We start from the raw sequence: 20,627 nt of genomic DNA, 5'->3' as shown, positions 1-20,627 counted from the left end.
TTCAGCCCAGTGTCATCAAGCTGGCGTTGCCGCCCGCCGCCGCCGTGTTGATGGACACGCTCTGCTCGCGCAGCAAGCGCCAGAGGCTCAGGCCACCGGCTTGATGCCAGCCCGGTGGCAAGGCCAGCAAAGGCAGGATGGCGCCGGGCCGTTCGCTGAGGTACTCGGCCATCTCGATGATGTCGGTGCGCTCGGCGTGCATCAGCACAGCATCCCAATCGGCATCGCCCATGTCGCGGACCAGGGTGATGCGCTCGCGCACCTCGGGGGGCAGTTGCAGCAGCAGCGGCCGCCTGGAGGGGTGGTCCATCCACACGGCCTGCGCACCCGCAGCCAGCACGGTGCACAGTTGGTAGAGCAGGTCCGACGCGGCGTTGGCCAGGCACAGCACGGGGCCCTTGGGCAGCAGGCGGTAGCGGTTGCGCTCGCCGGTGGGGCCGGGCAGCTCGCCGTCGAACCCGAGCGGGCTGACCTGCATCAGGTGCGCCGCTTCCAGCTGGAGCGCGTGGGCATGGGGCACGGTTTGGGTGCCAAGCCAGTCGCTCAGGCTTTGCAAGGGGATCAGGGCCTCGTCTGAGGGGCGCTGGCAGGCCATGCTCAGCAGGCTGTGGGCGCGCAAGCTGGTGTCGGCTTGCGTGTGCAGCAGCCTGTGCAGGTAGAGCGGCCCGCCCGCTTTGGGTCCGGTGCCCGACAGGCCCTCGCCACCAAAGGGCTGTACCCCCACTGTGGCGCCGATCATGTTGCGGTTCACATAGATGTTGCCGATGCGTGCCCGCTCGGTGATGAAGTCGATGGTTTCGTCGATGCGGCTGTGCACGCCCATGGTCAGGCCGTAGCCCGTGGCATGCAGTTGGTCGAGCAAGGTGCCGAGTGCATCGCGCTGGTAGCGCAGCACATGCAGCACCGGGCCGAACACCTCCTGGACCAGCTCCTGGAGGCTCGTGATCTCGATCAGGGTGGGGGCCGCGAAGCAACCCGATCCGTTGTCACGTACCGCAGCCAGGGCCGTGTCCGGCTGGAAGACGTCGCGGTCGCAGGCCCGCATGGCCGCCACATGCAGCTCGAGCGACTCCAGTGCGTCCTGGTCGATCACCGGCCCCACGTCGGTATGCAGGCGATCAGTCAGGCCCAGTTGCAACTCGCTCATCGCGCCGCGCAGCATGTGCAGCACGCGGTCGGCGATGTCTTCTTGCAGGCACAGCACGCGCAAGGCCGAGCAGCGCTGGCCGGCGCTGTCAAAGGCCGAGGCAAGCACGTCACTCACCACCTGCTCGGGCAAGGCCGATGAATCCACGATCATCGCGTTCTGGCCACCGGTCTCGGCGACCAGGGGCAAGGGCTGCCCTCGCTCGTTGACGCGCGTGGCCAGTTGCGCTTGCAGCCACCTGGCCACCTTGGTGGAGCCGGTGAACATCACGCCACGGATCGCTGCATGGGTCACGAGGGCGGCGCCGATGGTTTCACCGGCACCGGGCAGCATCTGCAGCGCGGCAGGCGGGATGCCGGCTTCATGCAGGATGCGCACGGCCTGTGCGGCAATCAGCGGTGTCTGCTCGGCGGGCTTGGCCAGCACGGTGTTGCCAGCTGCCAGGGCGGCCGCGATCTGGCCGGTGAAGATGGCCAGCGGGAAGTTCCAGGGGCTGATGCACACCACCGGGCCCAGGGGCTGGTGATGGCCATCGTGCAGGTCCTGGCGAGCCTGGGCCGCGTTGTAGCGCAGGAAGTCCAGGGCCTCGCGGACCTCGCTCACGGCATTGGGCAAGGTCTTGCCTGCTTCACGCACCAGCAGGTTGAGCAGCATGGGCACACGCTGGGCCATCAGGTCGGCGGCCTGATCAAGCACGTCGGCGCGTTCGGCCACCGGGCGGCGCTGCCAGGCCGGCGCACAGGCTGCGCTGGCCATCACGGCCTGGTCCACATCGTTCAGGTTGGCCCAGCGCACACGGCCCATGGTGTCGCGGCGCTCTGCCGGGTTGCGCACCGTGTGCCACACGGCATCGTGCGTCGACAAGGGGTGGGCTACGATGGGCTGCACCTCGATGTGCGGCAAGGCCTCACGCGTCACGTCCGCATGCAGCTGGATCAAGGTGGCTTCATGGTTCAGGTCCAGCCCCAGGCTGTTGGGGCGCGCCTGCCCATACAGGTCTTCGGGGAGAGGGATGGCGGGGTGTGGTGCGCCGATCACCCCTTCGGCTTCTGCGTTGCGCAGCACGCTGGTGGCAGGGGCTTCAAGCAGCGCCTCCAGATCGATGCGCTCGTCGGCCACGCGGTTGACGAAGGAGCTGTTCGCGCCGTTCTCAAGCAGGCGCCGCACGAGGTAGGCCAGCAGCGTTTCATGGGTGCCCACGGGGGCGTAGATGCGGCAAGGGCGTCCCAACCCGCCCTGACCAGGCGGGTTCACCACCATCTCGTACAAAGGCTCGCCCATGCCATGCAGGCACTGGAACTCGTACTGGCCTGGTTGAAACGCCGGGCCCGCCAGCTCGTGCACGGCAGCGAGTGTGTGGGCGTTGTGGGTGGCGAACTGCGGATAGACCTCGGCCGGTGCGGCCAGCAGCTTGCGTGCGCAGGCCAGGTAGGCCAGATCGGTGTGGGCCTTGCGCGTGTAGACAGGGTAGTCCACCTGCCCTTCGACCTGGGCCCGTTTGATCTCGCTGTCCCAGTAGGCGCCCTTGACCAGCCTGACCATCAGGCGATGGCCGCTGCGGTGCGCCAGGTCGATGAGGAAGTCGACGACGAAGGGCGCGCGCTTCTGGTAGGCCTGCACCACGAAGCCGATGCCATCCCAGCCTTGCAGGGCCGGCTCGTGGCACAGGCGCTCGATCAGGTCCAGGGACAAGGACAGGCGCTCGGACTCTTCGGCGTCGATGTTGAGGCCGATGTGGTAGTGGCAGGCCAGGGTGCTCAACTGCAGCAGGCGCGGGTAGAGCTCGTCCATCACCCGTGCATATTGCGAACGGCTGTAGCGTGGGTGCAGGGCGGACAACTTGATCGAGATGCCCGGGTTCTCATAGAGGTGGCGGCCTTGGGTGTCTTGCGCCATGGCATGGATGGCCGCCTCGTAGGCTTGCATGTAGCGTTGGGCGTCCTCCTCGGTGAGGGCCGCTTCGCCCAGCATGTCGTAGGAGTGGCGAAAGCCTTTGGCCTCTTGCTTGCGGACGTTGCGCAGGGCTTGCTCGATGGTCTCGCCGATCACGAACTGCTCGCCCATCAGGCGCATGGCCACGTCCACGCTTTTGCGGATCAGGGGCTCGCCGCCCTTGATGGCCACGCGCTTGAGTGCGGCACGCAAGCCGGTCTCGCCATGGGTGCTCACCAGCTTGCCGGTCAGCATCAGCCCCCAGGTGGTGGCGTTGACGAACAGGGACGGGCTGTTCCCCAGGTGGGCTGCCCAGTTGGTGCCCTGCACCTTGTCGCGGATGAGGGCGTCGCGTGTGGCCTGATCCGGGATGCGCAGCAGGGCTTCGGCCAGGCACATCAGGGCCACGCCTTCATGCGAGGACAGCGAGAACTCCTGCATGAGCGCCTGCACCAGGCCTTCCCGGCCTGCGCCTGCCTGGCGTTGCCGCAGGCGCGTGGCCAGGTCCAGGGCGAGGGTGCGGGCGGCGCTGGCCTGTTCAGGTGTCAGCGAGGCGTCTGCCAGCAAGGCTTGCACACAGACGGACTCATCGCTGCGTGTGGCGCGGTCAATGGCGTCACGCAGCGGGCTGTGTGGGGCGCGCAAGGCTTGCCCGAGCATCTGGAAGGGGCGAGGGTCTGGCGTCATCTCCTCCTCACCTTAAGCGAAGCGGCGGGATCAGTAAAGCAGGTAGCCCGCGCGGCGCGTCATGAAATCACGCAATCGGTCTTGCCAGCTCTGTTCGATCGCTTCGGCAGGCTGCCCTTGGCGCAAACGGGCCAGGGTATCGCGAGACCCGATCATGCCCAGGGTCTTGTCCAGCTGAAAGCCGGGTGACAGCTGGGTGAAGGCGCGGGTGAGGCTCAGGCCCAGCTTTTGCGCGTCAAAGGCCTCACGCTGGGTGATCTTGAATTGCACGCCATGGCAAAGCTGGCCCTGGTAGGGGCCGCTCGTGGGCGTGAATTCGGCGGGGCTGATGGCCAGGCCGGGCAGGGCATCGGCTTGCAAGACCTGGGTGAGCTTGTCAGCGTCCAGCCAGGGCGCGCCGACCCACTCGAAAGGCCGGTCGGTGCCGCGGCCTACGCTGATGTTGGCGCCTTCCACCCAGGCGACGCCGGGGTAGAGCAGGGCGGTGGTCGGGGTGCGCAGATTGGGGGAGGGCGGTATCCAGTCCAGGCCGGTTTGATCGAAGCGCATGTCGCGCTTGTAGCCTTGCATGGTGATGACCCGGAGCTTGACCTCCAGCCCGGTGCGGCTGCGGATGTCATCGCGCAGCCAGCCGGCCAGCTCGCCCAGGGTCATGCCGTGTTGCACAGGCCATTCAGCAAAGGCCGTGAACGAGCGCAGGTTGGCGTCCAGCACGGGGCCGGCCACGCGTTGGGCACCCAGCGGGTTGGGGCGGTCCAGCACCACGAAGTTCAGGCCCGCTTGCGCTGCGGCCTGCATGGCCTCGCCCATGGTGGAGACATAGGTGTAGAAGCGCACACCGGCATCCTGCATGTCGAACACCAGGGTGTCGAGGTCCTTGAGCATGTCGGGTGTGGGGCGCAGCTGCTTGCCATACAGGCTGATCAGCGGCAGGCCGGTGGCGGTGTCCGTGCTGGTGGCGATCTGGCCTTCCTGATCGCGGTTCAGGCCGTGTTCGGGCGTGAACACCTTGCGCAACTGCAGGCCCGGTGCGGTGTGCAGGCGGTCCAGGGTGCGCCAGCCTTTGGCGTCCATGGCCGAGAGGTTGGTGATCAGGCCCAGGCGCTGGCCCATCAGGGGCTGGTAGGCCTGCTGCCGCAACACGTCGATGCCAGTCTGCACGGCGGGGCCAGGGTTGCTCAGGGCTTGTGTGGCCCAGCTTTGAAGGGGCTCGCTCAGTTGAGGCCACCGATCGCCGAGTTGCGCGCTGGTGATGGCGGGGCGCTGGCTGGCCAGCAAGGCCTGGATCTCGCGGCGCAAGGGGCGGGCATCACCCAGGCCACGCGGGTGCACGCGGTTGCTGAGGATGATGAGGTACTGCCGGTTGTACAGATCGATCCACAGGCCCGTGCCGGTGTAGCCGGTGTGGTCGATCATGCCCAGTGGCGCCAGGGCCTCGCGTTGGGCGTTCAAGGGGGCGTCCAGCGCCCAACCCAGGCCGCGCCAATCGGGCTGCGTCGTCGGGGCCTGGGGCTGCATCATGCGCCGCACTGTGTCGGCCCGCAGCAGGGGGTAGGCGCGCGCCGGCTGTTTGCGCTGGGTGTCGGCCTGTGCGTCACCGGCGGCCACATGCAGCATGGCGTGGGCAAAGCGGGCCAGGTCGTCTGCGGTGCCAAACAGGCCCGCGTGGCCGGCCCAGCCACCCATGCGGCGCGCAAAGGGGTCGTGCACGGTGCCGCGCAGCATGCGGCCATCACCCAGCATCTCGGTGGGGGCGATGCGGGGGCGCCAGTCGGTGGGGGGCTCGAAGGTCGTGTCCTTCATGCTCAGGGGCTGGAAGATGTGGCGCTGTGCGTAGTCCGGCAGGCTGTGGCCGCTGACGCGCTGCACCAGCTCACCCAGCACGATGAAGTTGATGTCGCTGTAGACCATGCGCGTGCCGGGCGGGGCCTTGGGCTTTTCGGCGATGACCTTTTGCAGGCCGGCCTGGTAGCCCGACCACGGCGGTGTCTCATCCAGGTCCGGGCGCAGGCCGGAGCTGTGCGCCAGCAGGTCCGCCACGGTGATCTTGTCCTTGCCGTTGGCGGCAAACGCCGGCCAGTAGCGGGCCACCGGGGCATCGAGCTTGAGCTTGCCGCGCTCGACCAGTTGCATCACGGCGGTGGTGGTGGCCACGGCCTTGGTCAGTGAGGCGAGGTCGAACACGGTGTCGGTGCTCATGGCTTCGCGCTCGGGCTGCAGGGCACGCCAGCCATAGGCCTGCCTGAACTGCACGCCGTCTTCGTTGCCGATGATCACCACGGCGCCGGGCAGCTTGCCCGCGTCCATCTGGGCCCGCACGGCGGCGCCAATGGCCGGGCCCAGTCGCGCAGCCAGGGGCTGCTTGAGTGGCGCGGCGAGGGCGGCGGGTGTGGGCTCGGGCCCTTGGGCCCAAGCAGGTGCGGTCACACAGGCCGCACTCAGCAACAGGGCAAGGCGAACGTGCATGAGGTCAGGGTACGCTGGCCACCGCCGTGGCTGGTTTGGCAGCCGGGCTCATGGGCAGCTTCTTCACGTTCAGGCCGGCCGTGCTGTAGTGGTTGCTGGCGTTCCACAGCAACCAGCCTTGGGCGTGCACGTCTTCAGCGGCCTGGATCTGGGCGCGGATTTCCTTTTCGCCAAACACGCGGCGGTCAAAGGCGTAGTCCTTGAACGATTGCAGCCAGGGGCGGAAACGCACACCGCTCATGCCCGAGCGCTCGATGGCCGCTTGCAGCGAGTGGTGCACGATCTCGTAAGGCGAGCCCACGGCCATCACGTGGCCCGGGATGCCCCAGGTGAAGCCCGAGGGGTAGAGCATGGGCGAGAGGTAGTCCAGCCGGTCAGACAGCATCTCCAGCTGTTGGCCGATCAGGGTGTCGTTGAGGTTCCAGCATACATAGCCAAAGATGTCGGCCGACATGTAGACGTTGTACTTGGCCAGGCGTTGCCGCGCCTTGTCCAGGAAGGCCGAGATCATGAAGGGGCGCACCTCCCAGGTGTTGGGCTGCGAGAACTGCAGGCCGGGCGTGTCGGGGAAGCGGACGTAATCGAACTGGATCTCGTCAAAGCCCAGCTTGGCGGCTTCTTCGGCCATGGCCACGGCGGGCTCCCAGGTGGCGGGGATGGAAGGGTCCAGCCAGGACAGGCCTTCGCGGTCCTTCCAGATGGCGCCGCCGCTGGTCTTGATGGCCCACTGCGGCTTGGCGTTGGCCATCTTGTCATCCTTGAAGGTGACCACGCGGGCGATCAGGTAGATGCCCTTGTCGTGCAGGTCCTTGATCAGGGCGGGCATGTCGTGCACGGTGACCACGGTCTGCTTGGGGTAGCCCAGGGCCTCCCAGACTTCACTGCGGTAGGGCACGATGCCGGCATCGCCCTTGACGTCGATGACCAGGGTGTTGAGGTCGGTCTGGGCCATCAGGGCGAGGGCGTCGCCGCGCAGCTTGCTGCTGCCAATGCCCCAGGCCGACAGGTACAGGCCGCGTGATTCGAACTTGCGCAGCGTCAGCGTGGTGGGGCCGGCGGCAGCTGCCTGCAGCTTGCCTTGTTGCTGGCGGTAGCCTGGCATACGGGCGCCCACGGCCTGGCCAGCCATGGATGCGGGCAGGGTGAAGCGGCCGTCATGGTCGGTGCGCACGGTGGTGTCGCCGCTGACCACATAGGCCAGGGGAATGCCCTGTTTGGTGTCGGCGTCGATGACCATGCCGCGCAAGGGTGTCACCGCCACCGGTGGTGTGGCGGGCATCGAGGCCACCGAGGCCGCCGATGCCACGGATGCCACCGACGCTGGCGTGTTGGCCGCACTGGGTTGGGCGCGTAGCGAGACGCTGAGTGTCAGGCTGGCCAGCAGCATGGCCCCGATGGCCAATGCGATGCCTTGATGGCGTGAGACGTTCATGTCGAAGCTCCTGCGGGGAAGGCCGAGGTGATGAGCTGGTGCAGGCGTTTGCCGCTGACCTCGTCCACCATGAGGTAACGAGGCAAGGCCTGCAGGGGGTCGCTGGCGGTACAAGGTTTGTTGCCCAGGGCAAGTGAAGCCTGGTAGCCCACGGCCGTGGCCATGTCCATCAGGCCCTCGTCGAACATGCCGAAGGGCCAGGCCAGGAAGTTCACCGGTTGCCCGAAACGATCTTGCAGCACCGCTTTGGACCGTTGCAGCTGGTTGCGGGCAAAGCGCTCGAAGTCTTCAGGGGATTGCTGCTTGCGTTCCCTGACCAGATTGGGGTGCCAGTAGGTGTGCGACTGGATGCTGTAGTGCCCTGTGGCCTGCAACTGCTTGAGGTGCTCCCAGCGCATGGCATAGCTGGCGTTGGAGATGGCCGAGGGGTAGATGAACAGGGTGATGGGCCAGTTGGTGTGGGCCACCATGGGCGCAAAGACTTCAGAGACTGTGCGGTGGCCGTCGTCCACCGTGATGACGACCGCACGTGGTGGCAGCTTGGCCAGCTTGCCTTGGCGGAAGGCCACCAGATCGGCCAGCGGGATGACGTGCGCGCCCGTGTCCTGGATGGCTTGCAGGTGGTCCGTGAAGGTGCTCTTGCGCACCGTCATGCTGTCGGCCACGGTGTCGGCAAAGCGGTGGTAGCACAGGATCAGGGCCTGGCTGGGCGGTGTGGCCGAGGCCGGGGCCGATGTGGTGTTGGAGGCGCTGCTTGGTGCAGCAGATGCCGCATGCAGCAGCGGGCTGCCCAGGCCCAGGGCCATGGTGCTGGCGGCGCGTCGCAACCAGGTTCGGCGGCTCAGGCGGCTCAGATCAGGGGTGTCCAGATCGGGGCCATCCGTCAGGCCCTCTGTCGGGGCGATGGTGTCAGGCGCAAGCAGCATCAGCGGTGTGTTTGACGCCCCTTGATGAAGGCTGTCAACTTGAGTATTACTTGCTTATCGGCTGCTGCGCCCATCTTTATCACCCTGTTGCACAAGTGTTGTGGTGACGCAATTCACACTCGATACAGTCGTTTCACGTTGAAGACCTCATCGTGGCCATCAAGCCCGCCAGCATCACATCCAGCCCGACCTCGATGGCCGCTTCGGGTTGCTGGCCTTCCAGCAAGTTGGCGCGGTCCAGCTCCACCATGCCATGCAGGAAGGCCCACAGGGACATGGCCAGGTCCTTGGGGTCCCACGGCGTGGGCAGGCTGCTGGCCAACTGGATGACAAAGCCCCATATATCGTCGTGGCTACCGGACTTGGCCTGGTCGCCCGAGTTGTATTTCATCTTGATGGCATAGAGCTGCGGGTAGCTGCGCGCAAAGCGGATGTAGGCGCGCGCCACGGCCCGCATCGCGTCCGGTGGCGCAAGCCCCTTGGCGGCGTCTTCCAGTGCAGCCAGCAGCAGCTTGCAGCCCTCGTCGGCCATGGCGAATTCCAGCTCGGCCTTGCTGGGGAAATAGCGATACAGTGCGTTGGGCGTGACCCCCAGGCTGCTGGCCAGCGTCCGCATCGACAACTCGGCCAGCCCCTGGCTTTCGATGAAGGCCAGAGCCGTCTCCAGAACGGTCTCTCGGCTGATCTTCTTGGGGTAAGACATGCGCCCACTGTACCCTGCTTGACGGCACCGGTCAGAAAGATGTACGCTGTACACCATGCACACATTCAAGCTCAACGGTCAGTCCGTTTCCGTGGATGTCGAAGACGACATGCCTTTGCTGTGGGTCCTGCGTGACGAGCTGGGCCACACGGGAACGAAATTCGGCTGCGGCGTCGCCGCTTGCGGCGCCTGCACGGTGCACATCGATGGCACGGCCATGCGTTCGTGTTCGATCCCGGTGTCGTTTGCCGGTGGCAAGGCGGTGCAGACCATCGAGGCCAAGGACGACCCTGTCCTTAAGCGCCTGCAGGCCGCGTGGATCACGCACCAGGTGCCGCAGTGCGGCTACTGCCAGTCCGGCATGCTGATGGCAGCGTCCGCCTTGTTGCGTGACAAACCTCAGCCCACCGATGCCGACATCGACGCGGCCATGACCAACATCTGCCGTTGCGGCACCTACCAGCGCGTGCGTGCGGCCATCCACACGGCGGCCTCTGCCACATCTGCAGCATCGGCACAGGAGAAGCAGGCATGAAGACGACTGTTTCTCGCCGCCAGTTCCTGATCACCGGTGCGGCCTTGTCAGGTGGCTTGCTGGTGGGCTGTGGCAAGCCTTCTGCATCCGACCGCCTGGGCTCGGGCTCGATCCTGTCGGTCGAAGGGGGCGAGGTGGCCCTCAATGGCTGGGTCAAGATCGCGCCGGACGGCAAGGTGACCGTGGCCGTGCCGCGCTCCGAGATGGGGCAGGGCGTGCTGACCTCGCTGCCCATGCTGCTGGTGGAAGAGCTGGATGCGCGTTGGGAAGACGTGCAGGTCGAGCAGGCACCTGTGGCGCAGATCTACGCCAACGCCACCATGATGCTCAACGTCGTGCCTTTCACGTCGGACGACGATGGCGCCTTGGCCCGCATGGTGCGCGCCAGCGTGCAGCGCCTGGGTTATGCCTTGTCGCTGCAGGTCACCGGCGGCTCGGCCAGCATCCGCGATGCCTGGGAGCCCTTGCGCCTGGCCGGTGCCACGGCCCGCGCCATGCTGGTGGAGTCGGCGGCCAAGCGGTGGTCGATTGCGGCAGACCAATGCCGTGTCGAGGCCGGCCAGGTCATCAACACGAAGAGCGGTGCCAAGCTGGGCTTTGGCGAGCTGGCCAAGGAGGCTTCGGCCCTGACGCCACCCCAGAACGTGCGCTTCAAGGACCCCAGCCAGTACAAGCTGATCGGCAAGCCCGTCGCCCGCAACGACATCCCCGCCAAGACCGATGGCTCGGCCGTGTTCGGCATCGACGTCAAGGTGGATGGCATGGTCTATGCCGCCATTGCCCAGCCGCCGGTGTTTGGCGCCAAGGTGGCCAGCGTGGACGACAAGGCCGTGCTGCAACGCAAGGGTGTGCTCAAGGTGCTGCGCCTTCCGCAAGGCGTGGTGGTGGTGGCCAACAACTGGTGGCGCGCCAAGCAGGCGCTGGCCGAGCTCAAGATCACGTACGAGCCATCGCCCAACGACACGTACTCGTCGGCCGACATGCTCAAGCACTACCAGGCCGAGCTCGCCGCCAACAAGGGCTTTGCCTACGGCACCAAGGGCAACACGGACGAGGCCGTCAAGCAGGCCGCCAAGGTGATCGAGTCCAGCTACTGGGCGCCCCTGTTGGCCCATGCCGCCATGGAGCCCATCAACTGCGTGGCCCAGGTCAAGGACGGCCATGCCGAGGTCTGGTGCTCGACCCAGGCGCCCTCACTGGCCAAGTGGAAGGCCGGGCAGGTGGCCGGTATCGACTCGGACAAGGTCAAGCTGCACGTGCCTTATCTGGGTGGGGGCTTTGGCCGCCGGCTGGAGGTGGACATGGTCGAGCAGGCCGTGGCCATTGCCAAGGCGCTGGACGGCAAGCCCGTCAAGCTGCTGTGGACCCGTGAAGAAGACATGCAGCATGACGTGTACCGGCCGGCCGCCCTGTCCGAGTTCCGTGCCGCGGTGGACGCCAAGGGCCGTGTGACCGCCTGGTCCAACCGCGTGGCCGCTCAGTCGGTGAGCTATGACACGGTGCGCCGCCTGATGCCGGCCATGGCCTCCAACACGCCCGACAAGAACCAGATCGAAGGCGCCTTCGACATCCCTTACGACTTCGACAGCATCGCGGTTCGCCAGATCCGGCCTGAGACGCCCGTGCCCGTGGGCTCCTGGCGCAGCGTGGGCCACTCGTACAACGCCTTCTTCACTGAAAGCTTCGTGGACGAACTGGCCTGGGCCGTGGGGCAAGACCCGGTGGCCTACCGCCGCAGCCTGCTGGGCAAGCACCCGCGCCACCAGGCTGTGCTGGACCTGGCGGCATCCAAGGCCGGCTGGGGCTCGCCTTTGCCGGCAGGCCGTGCGCGTGGCGTGGCCCTGCATGAATCCTTTGGTTCGATCTGCGCCGAAGTGGCCGAGGTGTCGGTGGAGGGCGGGCAGGTCAGGGTGCACCGCGTGGTCTGCGCGATCGACTGCGGTGTGGTGGTCAACCCCGACACCGTCGAGGCGCAGATGCAAAGCTCGATCGTCTATGGCTTGAGTGCCGCCTTGTATGGCGAGATCACCCTGGCCAACGGCCGCGTCGAGCAAGGCAACTTCCCCAGTTACGACGCGCTGCACATGGCGCAGATGCCTGTGGTCGAGACCCATATCGTGCCCAGCACGGCCGCGCCTGGTGGCGTGGGCGAGCCCGGCACACCGCCGATTGCCCCGGCCGTGACAAACGCCGTGTACGCGCTCACGAAAAAGCGCGTGCGTGCCCTGCCCATCAGGCTGGACCATGCATAGCAACGACCACGAGGTGCTGGCGCAGGCCCTGCGCTGGCAGGCGGCCGGGCAACGCTGCGTGCTGGTCACCGTGCTGGGCACCTTTGGCGCCAGCCCGCGTCCGCCCGGTGCCATGGCCGTCATCAGCGAGCAGGGCCTGATCACCGGCTCGGTCTCCGGTGGTTGTGTGGAAGACGACCTGGTGCATGAGGTCATGGGCGGCGCATTGTGGCAAGCGCCCGAACCCGGCCAGCCCCGCGTGCTGACGCGTGTCTATGGGCGTGATGCGGCCGAGCGTGAGCGCTACCGCCTGCCCTGCGGCAACGCCCTGCGCCTGGCGGTCGAGCCCTTCTGGCCTCTTGCGCCAACCCAGCAAGCCTTGCGCGCGATCCAGGCTCGGCAATTGATCGTCAAGCGCCTGGATTACCTCAGCGGCCGCGTGACCCTGTCGCCTGCCGGGCAGGCCCTTGATTTCCATGATGACGAGGCCGGCTTCACCACCGTGCTGGGGCCGCTTTACCGATTGCTGCTCATTGGCGCCACCGAGGTCAGCCGCTACCTGCTGCCCATCGCGCAGTCGCTGGGTTATGCCGTCAGCCTGTGCGACCCGCGCACCGAGTACACCGGCACCTGGCAAGAGCCCGGTGCCACGCTGGTGGCCGGCATGCCCGATGACGTCGTGCTGGCCTTTGCCTGCGATGAACGCACCGCCGTGGTCACCGTGACCCATGACCCCAAGCTGGATGACCTGGCCCTCATGGAGGCCTTGAAGACCCCGGCCTTCTACGTGGGGGCCTTGGGCTCCAGCATGACCACGGCGCGCCGCAAGGACCGCCTGCAGCAGTTTGACTTGACGGCCACCCAGGTGGCCCGTTTGCGGGGGCCGGTGGGCCTGCCCATTGGCTCGCGCTCGCCCGCCGAGATCGCGGTGTCGATCGCTGCCGAGCTGATCCAGGTGCGCCGCCTGCTGGAGACGGGCGGAGACCCCTGGGCACCCAGGCTGTCCCGCCCCGCATGGATGTCGGATCTGGTTGATGTGGCGGGCGGTGTTTGCGCCTTGGCGGCGGCATCAAGCGCGTCGCCGCACAGACCGGCGCCATGAGCATCGCCGGCCTCATCCTCGCCGCCGGGCGGGGCACACGTTTTGGTGCCGACAAGCGCCTGGCACGCCTGCCCGACGGGCGCACCTTGCTGGAGGCCACGCTGGCACGCCACGCCGGCATGAGCCAGCCCTTGCTGATCGTGCTGCGTCCGGATGACGAGGCCGCATCGGCGCTGGCCAGGCAGCATGGTGCCCAGGTCCTGATCTGCGATCCGGTCGATCAGGCCGACCCTGGCATGGGCCATTCGCTGGCCTGCGGGGCCCGTGCCCTGCTGGCCATGCCACAGGTCGAGGGTGTGGTCGTTGATCTGGTGGACATGCCATCCGTGTCTGCCGAAACCCTGCGCCGGGTCCACCAGGCCTTGCGTGACCAAGGGCGGGCCGTGGTGCCGCGCTACCAGGGCCAGATGGGGCAACCCCGTGGCCTGCCACGCGCCTGCTTTGAGGCGCTGAGCCAGTTGCGCGGCGACCAGGGTGCGCGCCACCTGCTGGACTGGCAGCAGGCCGTGCACATCGAGGTCGACGACGCCGGCATCTTGCTGGACATCGACCGGCCGGCCGACCTGGCCAGGCTAGGGGCATCGACCACCTGAAATCGGCCCGCCCGGATCGGCCCCGTGAGGCTTGATCCAGGGCGCGCGACCGGCGCATGATGTCAGCGTCATGGACCTGCTGCCTGTAACATCGTCCAATGGGCTTTGCCGCCCGCCCAGGCCGGCGTGTGCATGGCCTTTTGGACACCTTTGATGACTGCTGCTCCTTCTTCTGATTCTGTCGCCGGCCCCCTGATGCGCTGGCGCCGCCCCCTGGCCGTGGTGGCAGGCCTGGCTGTGTTGTGGACCGTGGTGCCCGGCATGTGGTTGCCAGGCTGGATCCGGCCCCACATTGAAAAGGCCGCGACCGAAGCACTGGGCACACCGGTGGCCGTGCAGGGCGTGCAGATCCATCCCTGGACGGGCGTAGTGGCACTCGACGGCCTGGCCATCGGCCCGGCATCGGCGCCCATGCTGCGAATTCAGCATGTGGAAGCCCAGCTGTCGCTGGAGTCGGTCTGGCGCCTGGCGCCGGTGCTGCGCCGCGTCAGCGTGGTCAAACCCGATGTGTGGGTTGAGCGCCAGTCGGCTGACCGGTTCAACTTCTCGGCCGTGCTCGACAAACTCACCGCCGAGCCCAAGACCCCCAAGCCCGAATCCGAGCCCGCGCACTTCGCGGTGTTCAACATCGAGTTGCACGACGGCGTCATCCGCTACACCGACCGGGTGTTGAGCCAGGAGCACCGCATCGACCAGTTGCACATCGGCGTGCCCTTTGTGTCCAACCTGCCCAGCTTCGTCAATGTGGATGTGCAGCCGCAGTTGAGCGCCCGCGTGGACGGCAGCCCCTTGTCCGTCAAGGGCGATACCTTGCCTTTCACCGAGGGCCTGCGCTCTGCCGTGCATGTGAAATGGGACAGCGTGGATGTGCCGCACTGGCTGGCCGCCGCGCGGCCTTTTGTGCCCAAGCCCTGGCAGATGCAGGCCAGTGATGGCCGCCTGGATGCCGACCTGACGGTGAAGTTCGAAGAGCGCAAGCCGCCCGCCGTGCCCAGGCTGAGCATCGAAGGCGGCATCAAGCTCAACAAGCTGGCTTTGAACCTGCCCCACGCACCGGCCCTGGGCCTGGTGGACGCAGGCTGGCAGAGCCTGGAGGTGCAAGGCCTGGATGCCCAGCCACTGGAGCGCCAGGTCAAAGTCGGTGCCGTGCTGCTGGATGGGGTGAACTGGCGCAGCCGGCCCGTGGCCTCCGCCTCTCGTGCGGCATCTGGCGCGGCATCGACTCCCGCATCCTCGTCAACCAAGCCCGCGCCCAGCGACAAGGCCGCGCCCTGGGCCTGGCAAGTGGGCCAGGTCCGTGTGGGGGTGGCCCGCCTGGATATCCAGACCGAGGCCAAGCAAGCCTGGCCCGCCATCGAGCAGGTGCGCCTACAGCTTGATGGCCTGAGCAGCCAGGCCTCGGCCAAGCCTGCCAACTGGCAACTGGAACTGCGCGACGAGCACGACGCCAGCTTGCTGGCTCAAGGCCATGTGCAAGCCGCCAAGCAGCTGCTGGATGCCCAGGTGAACCTGAGCAAGGTACAGATCGCCCCCTGGCTGGCCCCCGTGGCCGATGCGCTTTCCTTGCCGCTGCACATCGAGCAGGGGCAACTGGGTGTGCAGGCGCAACTCAATGCGCGGCTGTTGGCCGGCTCCGCCCTGGAGCCCGCTGAGGTGCGCCTTTTGTCTGGGCATGTCTCGCTCAGCCAGCTCGATGCCCGCGCCGCGAAAAAGACCGACAAGGGCCAGGGTGACCACGTGAAGCTGGACGACCTGGCACTGGACGGCATCCAGGCCCAACTGGACCTGTCCGCTGCGCCCACCCTGCGCACGCTGTCCATGGACAAGCTGAGCATCAACAAGCTCGACGCCGCCGTCACCCGCGGCCCGCGCGGTGAGTGGATGGGCATGGCCGTGCCGGCTGGCGACAAGCCGAGCCCCGCAAACCAGAGCCGTTCGTCCGCCAAGTCGCCCACCGCACCCGATCCGCAACTCGTGCTCAAGGAACTGCATTGCAGCGCCTGCCAGGTCCAGTTCAAGGACCAGACGGTCACCCCCGCGGCCCAGTTTGAAGTCCACCAGACCGATCTGCAGCTGGCCGAGCTGGGCAATGACCTGAGCCATCCCATCCGCCTGGAGCTCGACACCCTGGCGCAAGGCAAGGGGCGCGTGCAGCTCAAGGGCAGCGTCAAGCCGCAGCCTCTGGTGGTAGATGCCAAGCTCAAGGTGGCAGGGCTGGACCTGCGTGCAGTGCAGCCTTACATCGACCCGCTGGTCAACATCACGCTGGCGGGCGCCAAGGCCCAGGCCGATGGCCAGCTGAACCTGCAGATGCCGTCCAAAGGCAGCATGCAGGCCCGCTACAAAGGCCGTGTGGGCCTGTCCGATGTGCGGGTGCTGGACCGTGTCAACGATGCCGACTTCCTGAGTTGGCAGAGCCTGTCGCTGGACGGTACCGACCTGGCCATCAATGGCGATGCGGTCGATGCCAACCTGGGCCGCATTGCGCTCAAGGACTTCTATGGCCGCTTGATCATCAACCCCAGCGGCCAACTCAATGTGGCCGGCATCATGCGCCACGAGGCCGGTGCCCAGGCTCGTTCGCTGACCACACCTGAAACGGCGGCGTCCGCATCTGCGGCCAAATCGGTCCCCACATCAGCCCCCGCACCAGCCCCGGCCGCATCCCAGGCACCGCCTGTTGCCACGGCCAGTGCCAAGCCCGTGCCCAAGCTGCGCTGGCAGCAGATCCTGCTCAGCAAGGGCCGTGTCGACTTCACTGACAACTTCATCAAGCCCAATTACTCTGCCCGCCTGACGCAGATCGAAGGCGATGTCTCGGCCGTGTCGTCGACCAAGCCTGAGCCCGCCACCGTGAAGATCTCGGGCGCCGTGGACGATGCCGCGCCCTTGTCGATCACCGGCCAGCTGCACCCGTTGGGCCCCAAGCTCTACACCGACATCCAGGGCTCGGCCAAGGGCATCGAGCTGACCCGTTTGACGCCTTACGCGTCTCGCTACGCGGGTTATGCGATCGAGAAGGGCACGCTCTCGGTGACCGTGCACTACAAGATCGACGGCGGCAAGCTGGAGGCCAGCAACCAGGTCTTCCTGGATCAACTCACCTTTGGCGAGAAGACCGACAGCCCCGAAGCCACCAAGTTGCCGGTGCTGTTTGCCGTGTCCCTGCTCAAGAACAGTCGGGGTGAGATCGACGTCAACCTGCCGATTTCCGGCTCGCTGGACGACCCGGAGTTTTCGGTGGGCGGCATCATCTGGCGCGTCATCGTCAACCTGATCACCAAGGCCGTGACGGCGCCGTTTGCCCTGCTGTCTGGCGGTGGCTCGGATGAGCTGGGTTATGTCGCGTTCGACGCGGGCCAGGCCGAGCTCACTGCCAAGGCGCAGCAGGCCCTGGACACGCTGGCCACCAAACTGGCCGACCGCCCCGCGCTCAAGCTGCAGGCCACGGGGCGTGCCGACCCGGCCCTGGACGTCGAGGGCTTGCGCAAGCTGCATGTGGAGACCTTGATGCGAGCCGCCAAGGCCAAGGCCAACGGGCAGGCGATGGCGGAGGTGCAGATCGCCCCCGAGGAGCGCGGCACCTGGCTGGCAGCCGCCTACAAAGCGGCGGACATCAAGAAGCCGCGCAACCTCATCGGCCTGGCCAAGACCCTGCCGGACGCCGAGATGGAGGCTTTGCTCAAGAACGCGGCCCCGGTGGGGCCGGAGGTCCTGCGCGCACTGGCCAACCAGCGGGGCGACCAGGTCAAGGCCTATCTGTCACGCAAGTTGCCGCCCGAGCGGGTGCTGCTGACGGCTTCCAAAGTTGGTAACGAGGGCCTGGCTGACGACAAGGGCCCGTCGACGCGCGTGCAGTTCGAGATCAAGTGACGCCAGGTTAACGGGCGGCGTTGCTTGCGCGCGCTGCGGCGTAGATACAACATCGGGTCGCCTGTCGCTATCGGTTCCCTATCGGGTATGCCAGGGGTGTGCTGCGTCAGGCGCCTTATCGGAGGCCCCAAAAGGCCGAGGGCCCAGCACCAGTTCGGTGAAGGGCCCTCGAACCTGCTGAGAAGCAGGTTGAAAGATGACAGCGTTGCTTTCGCAACCATCCGTGGTTTCTCATTTCCCCACCTTCAAGCGTCAAATGCCGCACTTGAGGGGCTCTCGGGGTTCAGATCCGCCAATGATTTTGGTTGGATTTCTTTAGAATTGAAACTATTGTCCAAGTCAGGCCGGTCTTTGTGCTGAATTGCGCCTTAAATAGTCCTGAAATTCGTTGGGCCTGGACGAAGATGCAGCGTTCGTGGGCGACGATGCAGCCCAACACACTCTGATTGATCGGCTGGGGAACACTTGTCGCGCAACTGTTACCGTTTTGATCGATTCGAGCTTCGCCCTACCGAGCGGGTCCTGTACCTGGAGGGCGAACCGACGAATCTGGGGGCACGTGCTGTCGAAGTGTTGACGGTGCTGGTGTCCGAGTACGGCCGGGTGGTTGGCAAATCCGAATTGCTGGACCGGGTGTGGCCCAACGTCGTCGTCGAGGAAAACAACCTGCAGGTGCAGATTTCTTCCTTGCGCAAATTGCTGGGCGCCAAGTCGATCGCGACCGTCCCGGGCCGGGGCTACCGCTTCTGTCTGCCGGTTGACAGCGATGCCGAGCGGCCCGCTGGCACCACGCAGCCGCTGCTGCAGGCGCCCAAAGCCGTGGACGACGTGCTCTCTGTGCTGCCGGCCATGCCGGGGCCCATCTGGGGGCGGGAGGCAGATCAAGCCGCGCTGGACGCCTTGTTGCCGGCCCCCTTGATCACGCTGGTCGGCCAGGCTGGTATCGGCAAGACCGCGTTTGCGCTCAGCGTGGCGCATGCCTGGCGCCCCCATCGCCGTGATGGCGCGGCCTGGGTCGAGCTGGCCGCCATTGCCGACCCGGATCTGGTCGTGTCCATGGTGGCGCAAGGCCTGGGTCTGTCTTCAGGCGGGCAAGATCCCCTGCAGGCCCTGGTGGCCGCGCTCAAGCCCTTGCAGGTGCTGCTGGTCATCGACAACGCCGAACATGTGCTGGACGCGGTCACGCGCCTGGTGCAGGCCGTGATGGCCGGGGCGCCCGAGGTGCGCATCCTGGTGACCAGCCAGTTGCCGCTGCGCCTGCCCAATGAGCGGGTGTTCAGGTTGGGGCCCTTGTCGGTGCCGCCCTTGGGGGCCACGGTCGACGAGGCCATGAAGCATGGCGCCGTGGCCTTGTTCGTTGACCAGGTCAAGGCCGTCAACCGCCATTTCGAGCTCAACCCGTCGTACCTGGCGCGCGTCGTTGGCCTGTGCAACAAGCTCGATGGGGTCGCCCTGGCCATCAAGCTGGCCGCGGCCCGCGTGCCCTTGCTGGGCCTGCAGGGCGTGGAAGAGCGCCTGAGCGAGCGCTTCAAGCTGCTGCACCACGGGCATGGCGCGGCGTCCGCGCCCACGCGTCAGCAGACCTTGCTGGCCGCCCTGGACTGGAGCCACGAGATGCTCTCGCCACCCGAGCGCGCCGTGTTCCGGCGTCTGGCGGTGCTGGCCGGTGGCTTCACGCTGGACCTGGCCAAGTCGCTGGCGCACGACCAGGACCTGGACGAGTGGGCTGTGATCGACGTGCTGGGCTCGCTGGTGGACCGCTCGTTGGTCATGGCCGATGCCGGTGAAACGCCGCGCTACCGCCTGCTCGACAGCATGCGTGACTACGCAGGCCTCAAGCTGGTCGAATCGGGCGAGCTGCCGGACATCCGCCAGCGCCATGCGCAGGCCATGGTCGCCATGATGGACGCGGCCTACGAAGACTACTGGGCGCAGTCCGACACCATGTGGTTGTCGCATTACGGGCCGGAAATCGACAACGTGCGCATGGCCCTGGACTGGGCCGTGCAACACGACCAGAACCTGGCGGTGCGCCTGCTGGGCGCATCCAGCCCCTTGTTCATGCTGCTGGGCCTGGCACCGGAGTGCCGTCAACGCGGGCTCGGGCTGGAGCAGCGGGCCACCAGTCCGCAACCAGGTGCCGATGTGGCCCGCTTCTGGCTCGAACGCAGCCGCCTGTACTGGGGCGTGGGCAACACGCTCATGCACGACTTTGCCTTGCGGGCTTCGGCGCTCTACCGCGCCGCGGCGGACCGGCGCGGGCTCTACCTGGCCTTGCGATGCCTGGCGGGCAGCGGCGTGCTGCCTTCCGTGCAGGCCCTGTCCGTGCTGGATGAAATGGCCGCACTGGAGCAACCCGACTGGCCTATCCGCCTGTGCACCCAGCGTTTGCTGGCCGAGGTCACGGTGCTCAAGTCCATCGAGCACATGGCTGAGGCGCGCCGCGTGTGCCAGAACCTGCTGGTGCGCGCGCAAAGCGCGGGGCTGGAGGGCGTCGTGTCCGCGGCGCTCAATGACCTGGCCTCGATCAGCATGGCCTTGGGCGACACCGATGCGGCCTTGCAGACCTGCGCCCAGATCCTGGCGCGCGGGCGCCATCGTCGTGACAACTTCGTGCTGCATGCCCTGGCCGTGATGGCCTGTGTGGCCTTCGTCAAGAGTGACCTGGCCACGGCCCGCAGCGCCCTGACGGACTTTGTCAGCGCCTCGCGTTCGCGTGACTGGGAGTGGCTGGGCCTGTATGCCGGCCTGCTGGCCTTGATGGCCGCGCTGGAAGGCCGTCACGAGGCGGCCGCACGCCTGCTGGGCTACACCGCCAAGGCCTATGAGCAAATGGGCTCGCGTGATGTGGTCACGGTGTATGCCTGGTCCCGCACCAATGGCCTGGTGCAGGACGCCCTGGACCCCACGGTGTTCGAGCGCCTCAAGGGCATGGGCGCGGGGCTGGACCCCGAATCCGTCGCCACCTGGGCGCTGTCGCCCCCTCCCGGCTGAGGCAGC

General features: G+C 66.8%; 11 protein-coding genes. 6 read left to right on the top strand and 5 right to left on the bottom strand.

What is annotated here, in order from left to right; all coding sequences use genetic code 11:
- Position 1 precedes the first annotated feature (1 nt).
- The 5 genes from putA to HY019_RS05040 all read right to left on the bottom strand — a co-directional run bounded on the left by putA (position 2) and on the right by HY019_RS05040 (position 9,293).
- Positions 2-3,766, bottom strand: coding sequence for a trifunctional transcriptional regulator/proline dehydrogenase/L-glutamate gamma-semialdehyde dehydrogenase (gene putA, locus HY019_RS05060; protein ID WP_290688855.1), 3,765 nt, complete (start codon positions 3,764-3,766; stop codon positions 2-4).
- A 30-nt stretch (positions 3,767-3,796) separates the two neighbouring features.
- The gene (locus tag HY019_RS05055; RefSeq protein WP_290688853.1) at positions 3,797-6,232 is read right to left on the bottom strand and encodes a serine hydrolase; all 2,436 of its coding nucleotides are present in this window, start codon (positions 6,230-6,232) and stop codon (positions 3,797-3,799) included.
- A 4-nt stretch (positions 6,233-6,236) separates the two neighbouring features.
- Positions 6,237-7,664 (bottom strand): putative glycoside hydrolase, encoded by a 1,428-nt coding sequence (locus HY019_RS05050; RefSeq protein ID WP_290688851.1) that lies wholly within the window; start codon positions 7,662-7,664, stop codon positions 6,237-6,239.
- Positions 7,661-8,590, bottom strand: coding sequence for a polysaccharide deacetylase family protein (locus HY019_RS05045; protein WP_290688849.1), 930 nt, complete (start codon positions 8,588-8,590; stop codon positions 7,661-7,663). The genes HY019_RS05050 and HY019_RS05045 overlap by 4 nt, the downstream gene beginning before the upstream one ends.
- A 133-nt stretch (positions 8,591-8,723) precedes the next feature.
- A complete protein-coding gene (locus HY019_RS05040; RefSeq protein WP_290688847.1) occupies positions 8,724-9,293 on the bottom strand; it encodes a TetR/AcrR family transcriptional regulator in 570 nt (189 codons plus the stop codon).
- A gap of 55 nt (positions 9,294-9,348) precedes the next feature.
- Here HY019_RS05040 and HY019_RS05035 point away from each other — a divergent pair, with 55 nt between their 5' ends.
- The 6 genes from HY019_RS05035 to HY019_RS05010 all read left to right on the top strand — a co-directional run bounded on the left by HY019_RS05035 (position 9,349) and on the right by HY019_RS05010 (position 20,621).
- Entirely contained in the window at positions 9,349-9,828 is a 480-nt protein-coding gene (locus HY019_RS05035) for a (2Fe-2S)-binding protein (RefSeq protein WP_290688845.1), read from the top strand.
- Positions 9,825-12,080, top strand: coding sequence for a xanthine dehydrogenase family protein molybdopterin-binding subunit (locus HY019_RS05030; RefSeq protein WP_290688843.1), 2,256 nt, complete (start codon positions 9,825-9,827; stop codon positions 12,078-12,080). Before HY019_RS05035 ends, HY019_RS05030 begins: the two co-directional genes overlap by 4 nt.
- Positions 12,073-13,161 (top strand): XdhC family protein, encoded by a 1,089-nt coding sequence (locus tag HY019_RS05025; protein WP_290688841.1) that lies wholly within the window; start codon positions 12,073-12,075, stop codon positions 13,159-13,161. The genes HY019_RS05030 and HY019_RS05025 overlap by 8 nt, the downstream gene beginning before the upstream one ends.
- Positions 13,158-13,754 carry a nucleotidyltransferase family protein gene (locus HY019_RS05020; RefSeq protein WP_290688839.1) on the top strand — a complete coding sequence of 199 codons (597 nt, stop codon included), beginning with the start codon at positions 13,158-13,160 and terminating at the stop codon, positions 13,752-13,754. The genes HY019_RS05025 and HY019_RS05020 overlap by 4 nt, the downstream gene beginning before the upstream one ends.
- Positions 13,755-13,907: 153 nt before the next feature.
- Positions 13,908-17,627 (top strand): DUF748 domain-containing protein, encoded by a 3,720-nt coding sequence (locus tag HY019_RS05015; RefSeq protein ID WP_290688837.1) that lies wholly within the window; start codon positions 13,908-13,910, stop codon positions 17,625-17,627.
- Positions 17,628-18,092: 465 nt separating this feature from the next.
- On the top strand, positions 18,093-20,621 hold the full coding sequence (locus HY019_RS05010) for a winged helix-turn-helix domain-containing protein (RefSeq protein ID WP_290688836.1): 2,529 nt from the start codon (positions 18,093-18,095) through the stop codon (positions 20,619-20,621).
- The last annotated feature ends 6 nt before the right edge of the window (positions 20,622-20,627 follow it).

The sequence above is a fragment of the Aquabacterium sp. genome, assembly GCF_016195855.1.
Lineage (GTDB): Bacteria > Pseudomonadota > Gammaproteobacteria > Burkholderiales > Burkholderiaceae_C > Aquabacterium.
Note: the sequence above shows the minus strand (reverse complement) of the source record. Positions and strands in the feature narration are given on the sequence as shown.

Bases quoted from the DNA above. Each gene is read 5' to 3' on its own strand.
- HY019_RS05050 (WP_290688851.1), bottom strand. From the start codon at position 7,664: ATGAACGTCTCACGCCATCAAGGCATCGCATTGGCCATCGGGGCCATG.
- HY019_RS05040 (WP_290688847.1), bottom strand. From the start codon at position 9,293: ATGTCTTACCCCAAGAAGATCAGCCGAGAGACCGTTCTGGAGACGGCT.
- HY019_RS05045 (WP_290688849.1), bottom strand. From the start codon at position 8,590: ATGCTGCTTGCGCCTGACACCATCGCCCCGACAGAGGGCCTGACGGAT.
- HY019_RS05030 (WP_290688843.1), top strand. From the start codon at position 9,825: ATGAAGACGACTGTTTCTCGCCGCCAGTTCCTGATCACCGGTGCGGCC.
- HY019_RS05025 (WP_290688841.1), top strand. From the start codon at position 12,073: ATGCATAGCAACGACCACGAGGTGCTGGCGCAGGCCCTGCGCTGGCAG.
- HY019_RS05035 (WP_290688845.1), top strand. From the start codon at position 9,349: ATGCACACATTCAAGCTCAACGGTCAGTCCGTTTCCGTGGATGTCGAA.
- HY019_RS05055 (WP_290688853.1), bottom strand. From the start codon at position 6,232: ATGCACGTTCGCCTTGCCCTGTTGCTGAGTGCGGCCTGTGTGACCGCA.
- HY019_RS05020 (WP_290688839.1), top strand. From the start codon at position 13,158: ATGAGCATCGCCGGCCTCATCCTCGCCGCCGGGCGGGGCACACGTTTT.
- putA (WP_290688855.1), bottom strand. From the start codon at position 3,766: ATGACGCCAGACCCTCGCCCCTTCCAGATGCTCGGGCAAGCCTTGCGC.
- HY019_RS05015 (WP_290688837.1), top strand. From the start codon at position 13,908: ATGACTGCTGCTCCTTCTTCTGATTCTGTCGCCGGCCCCCTGATGCGC.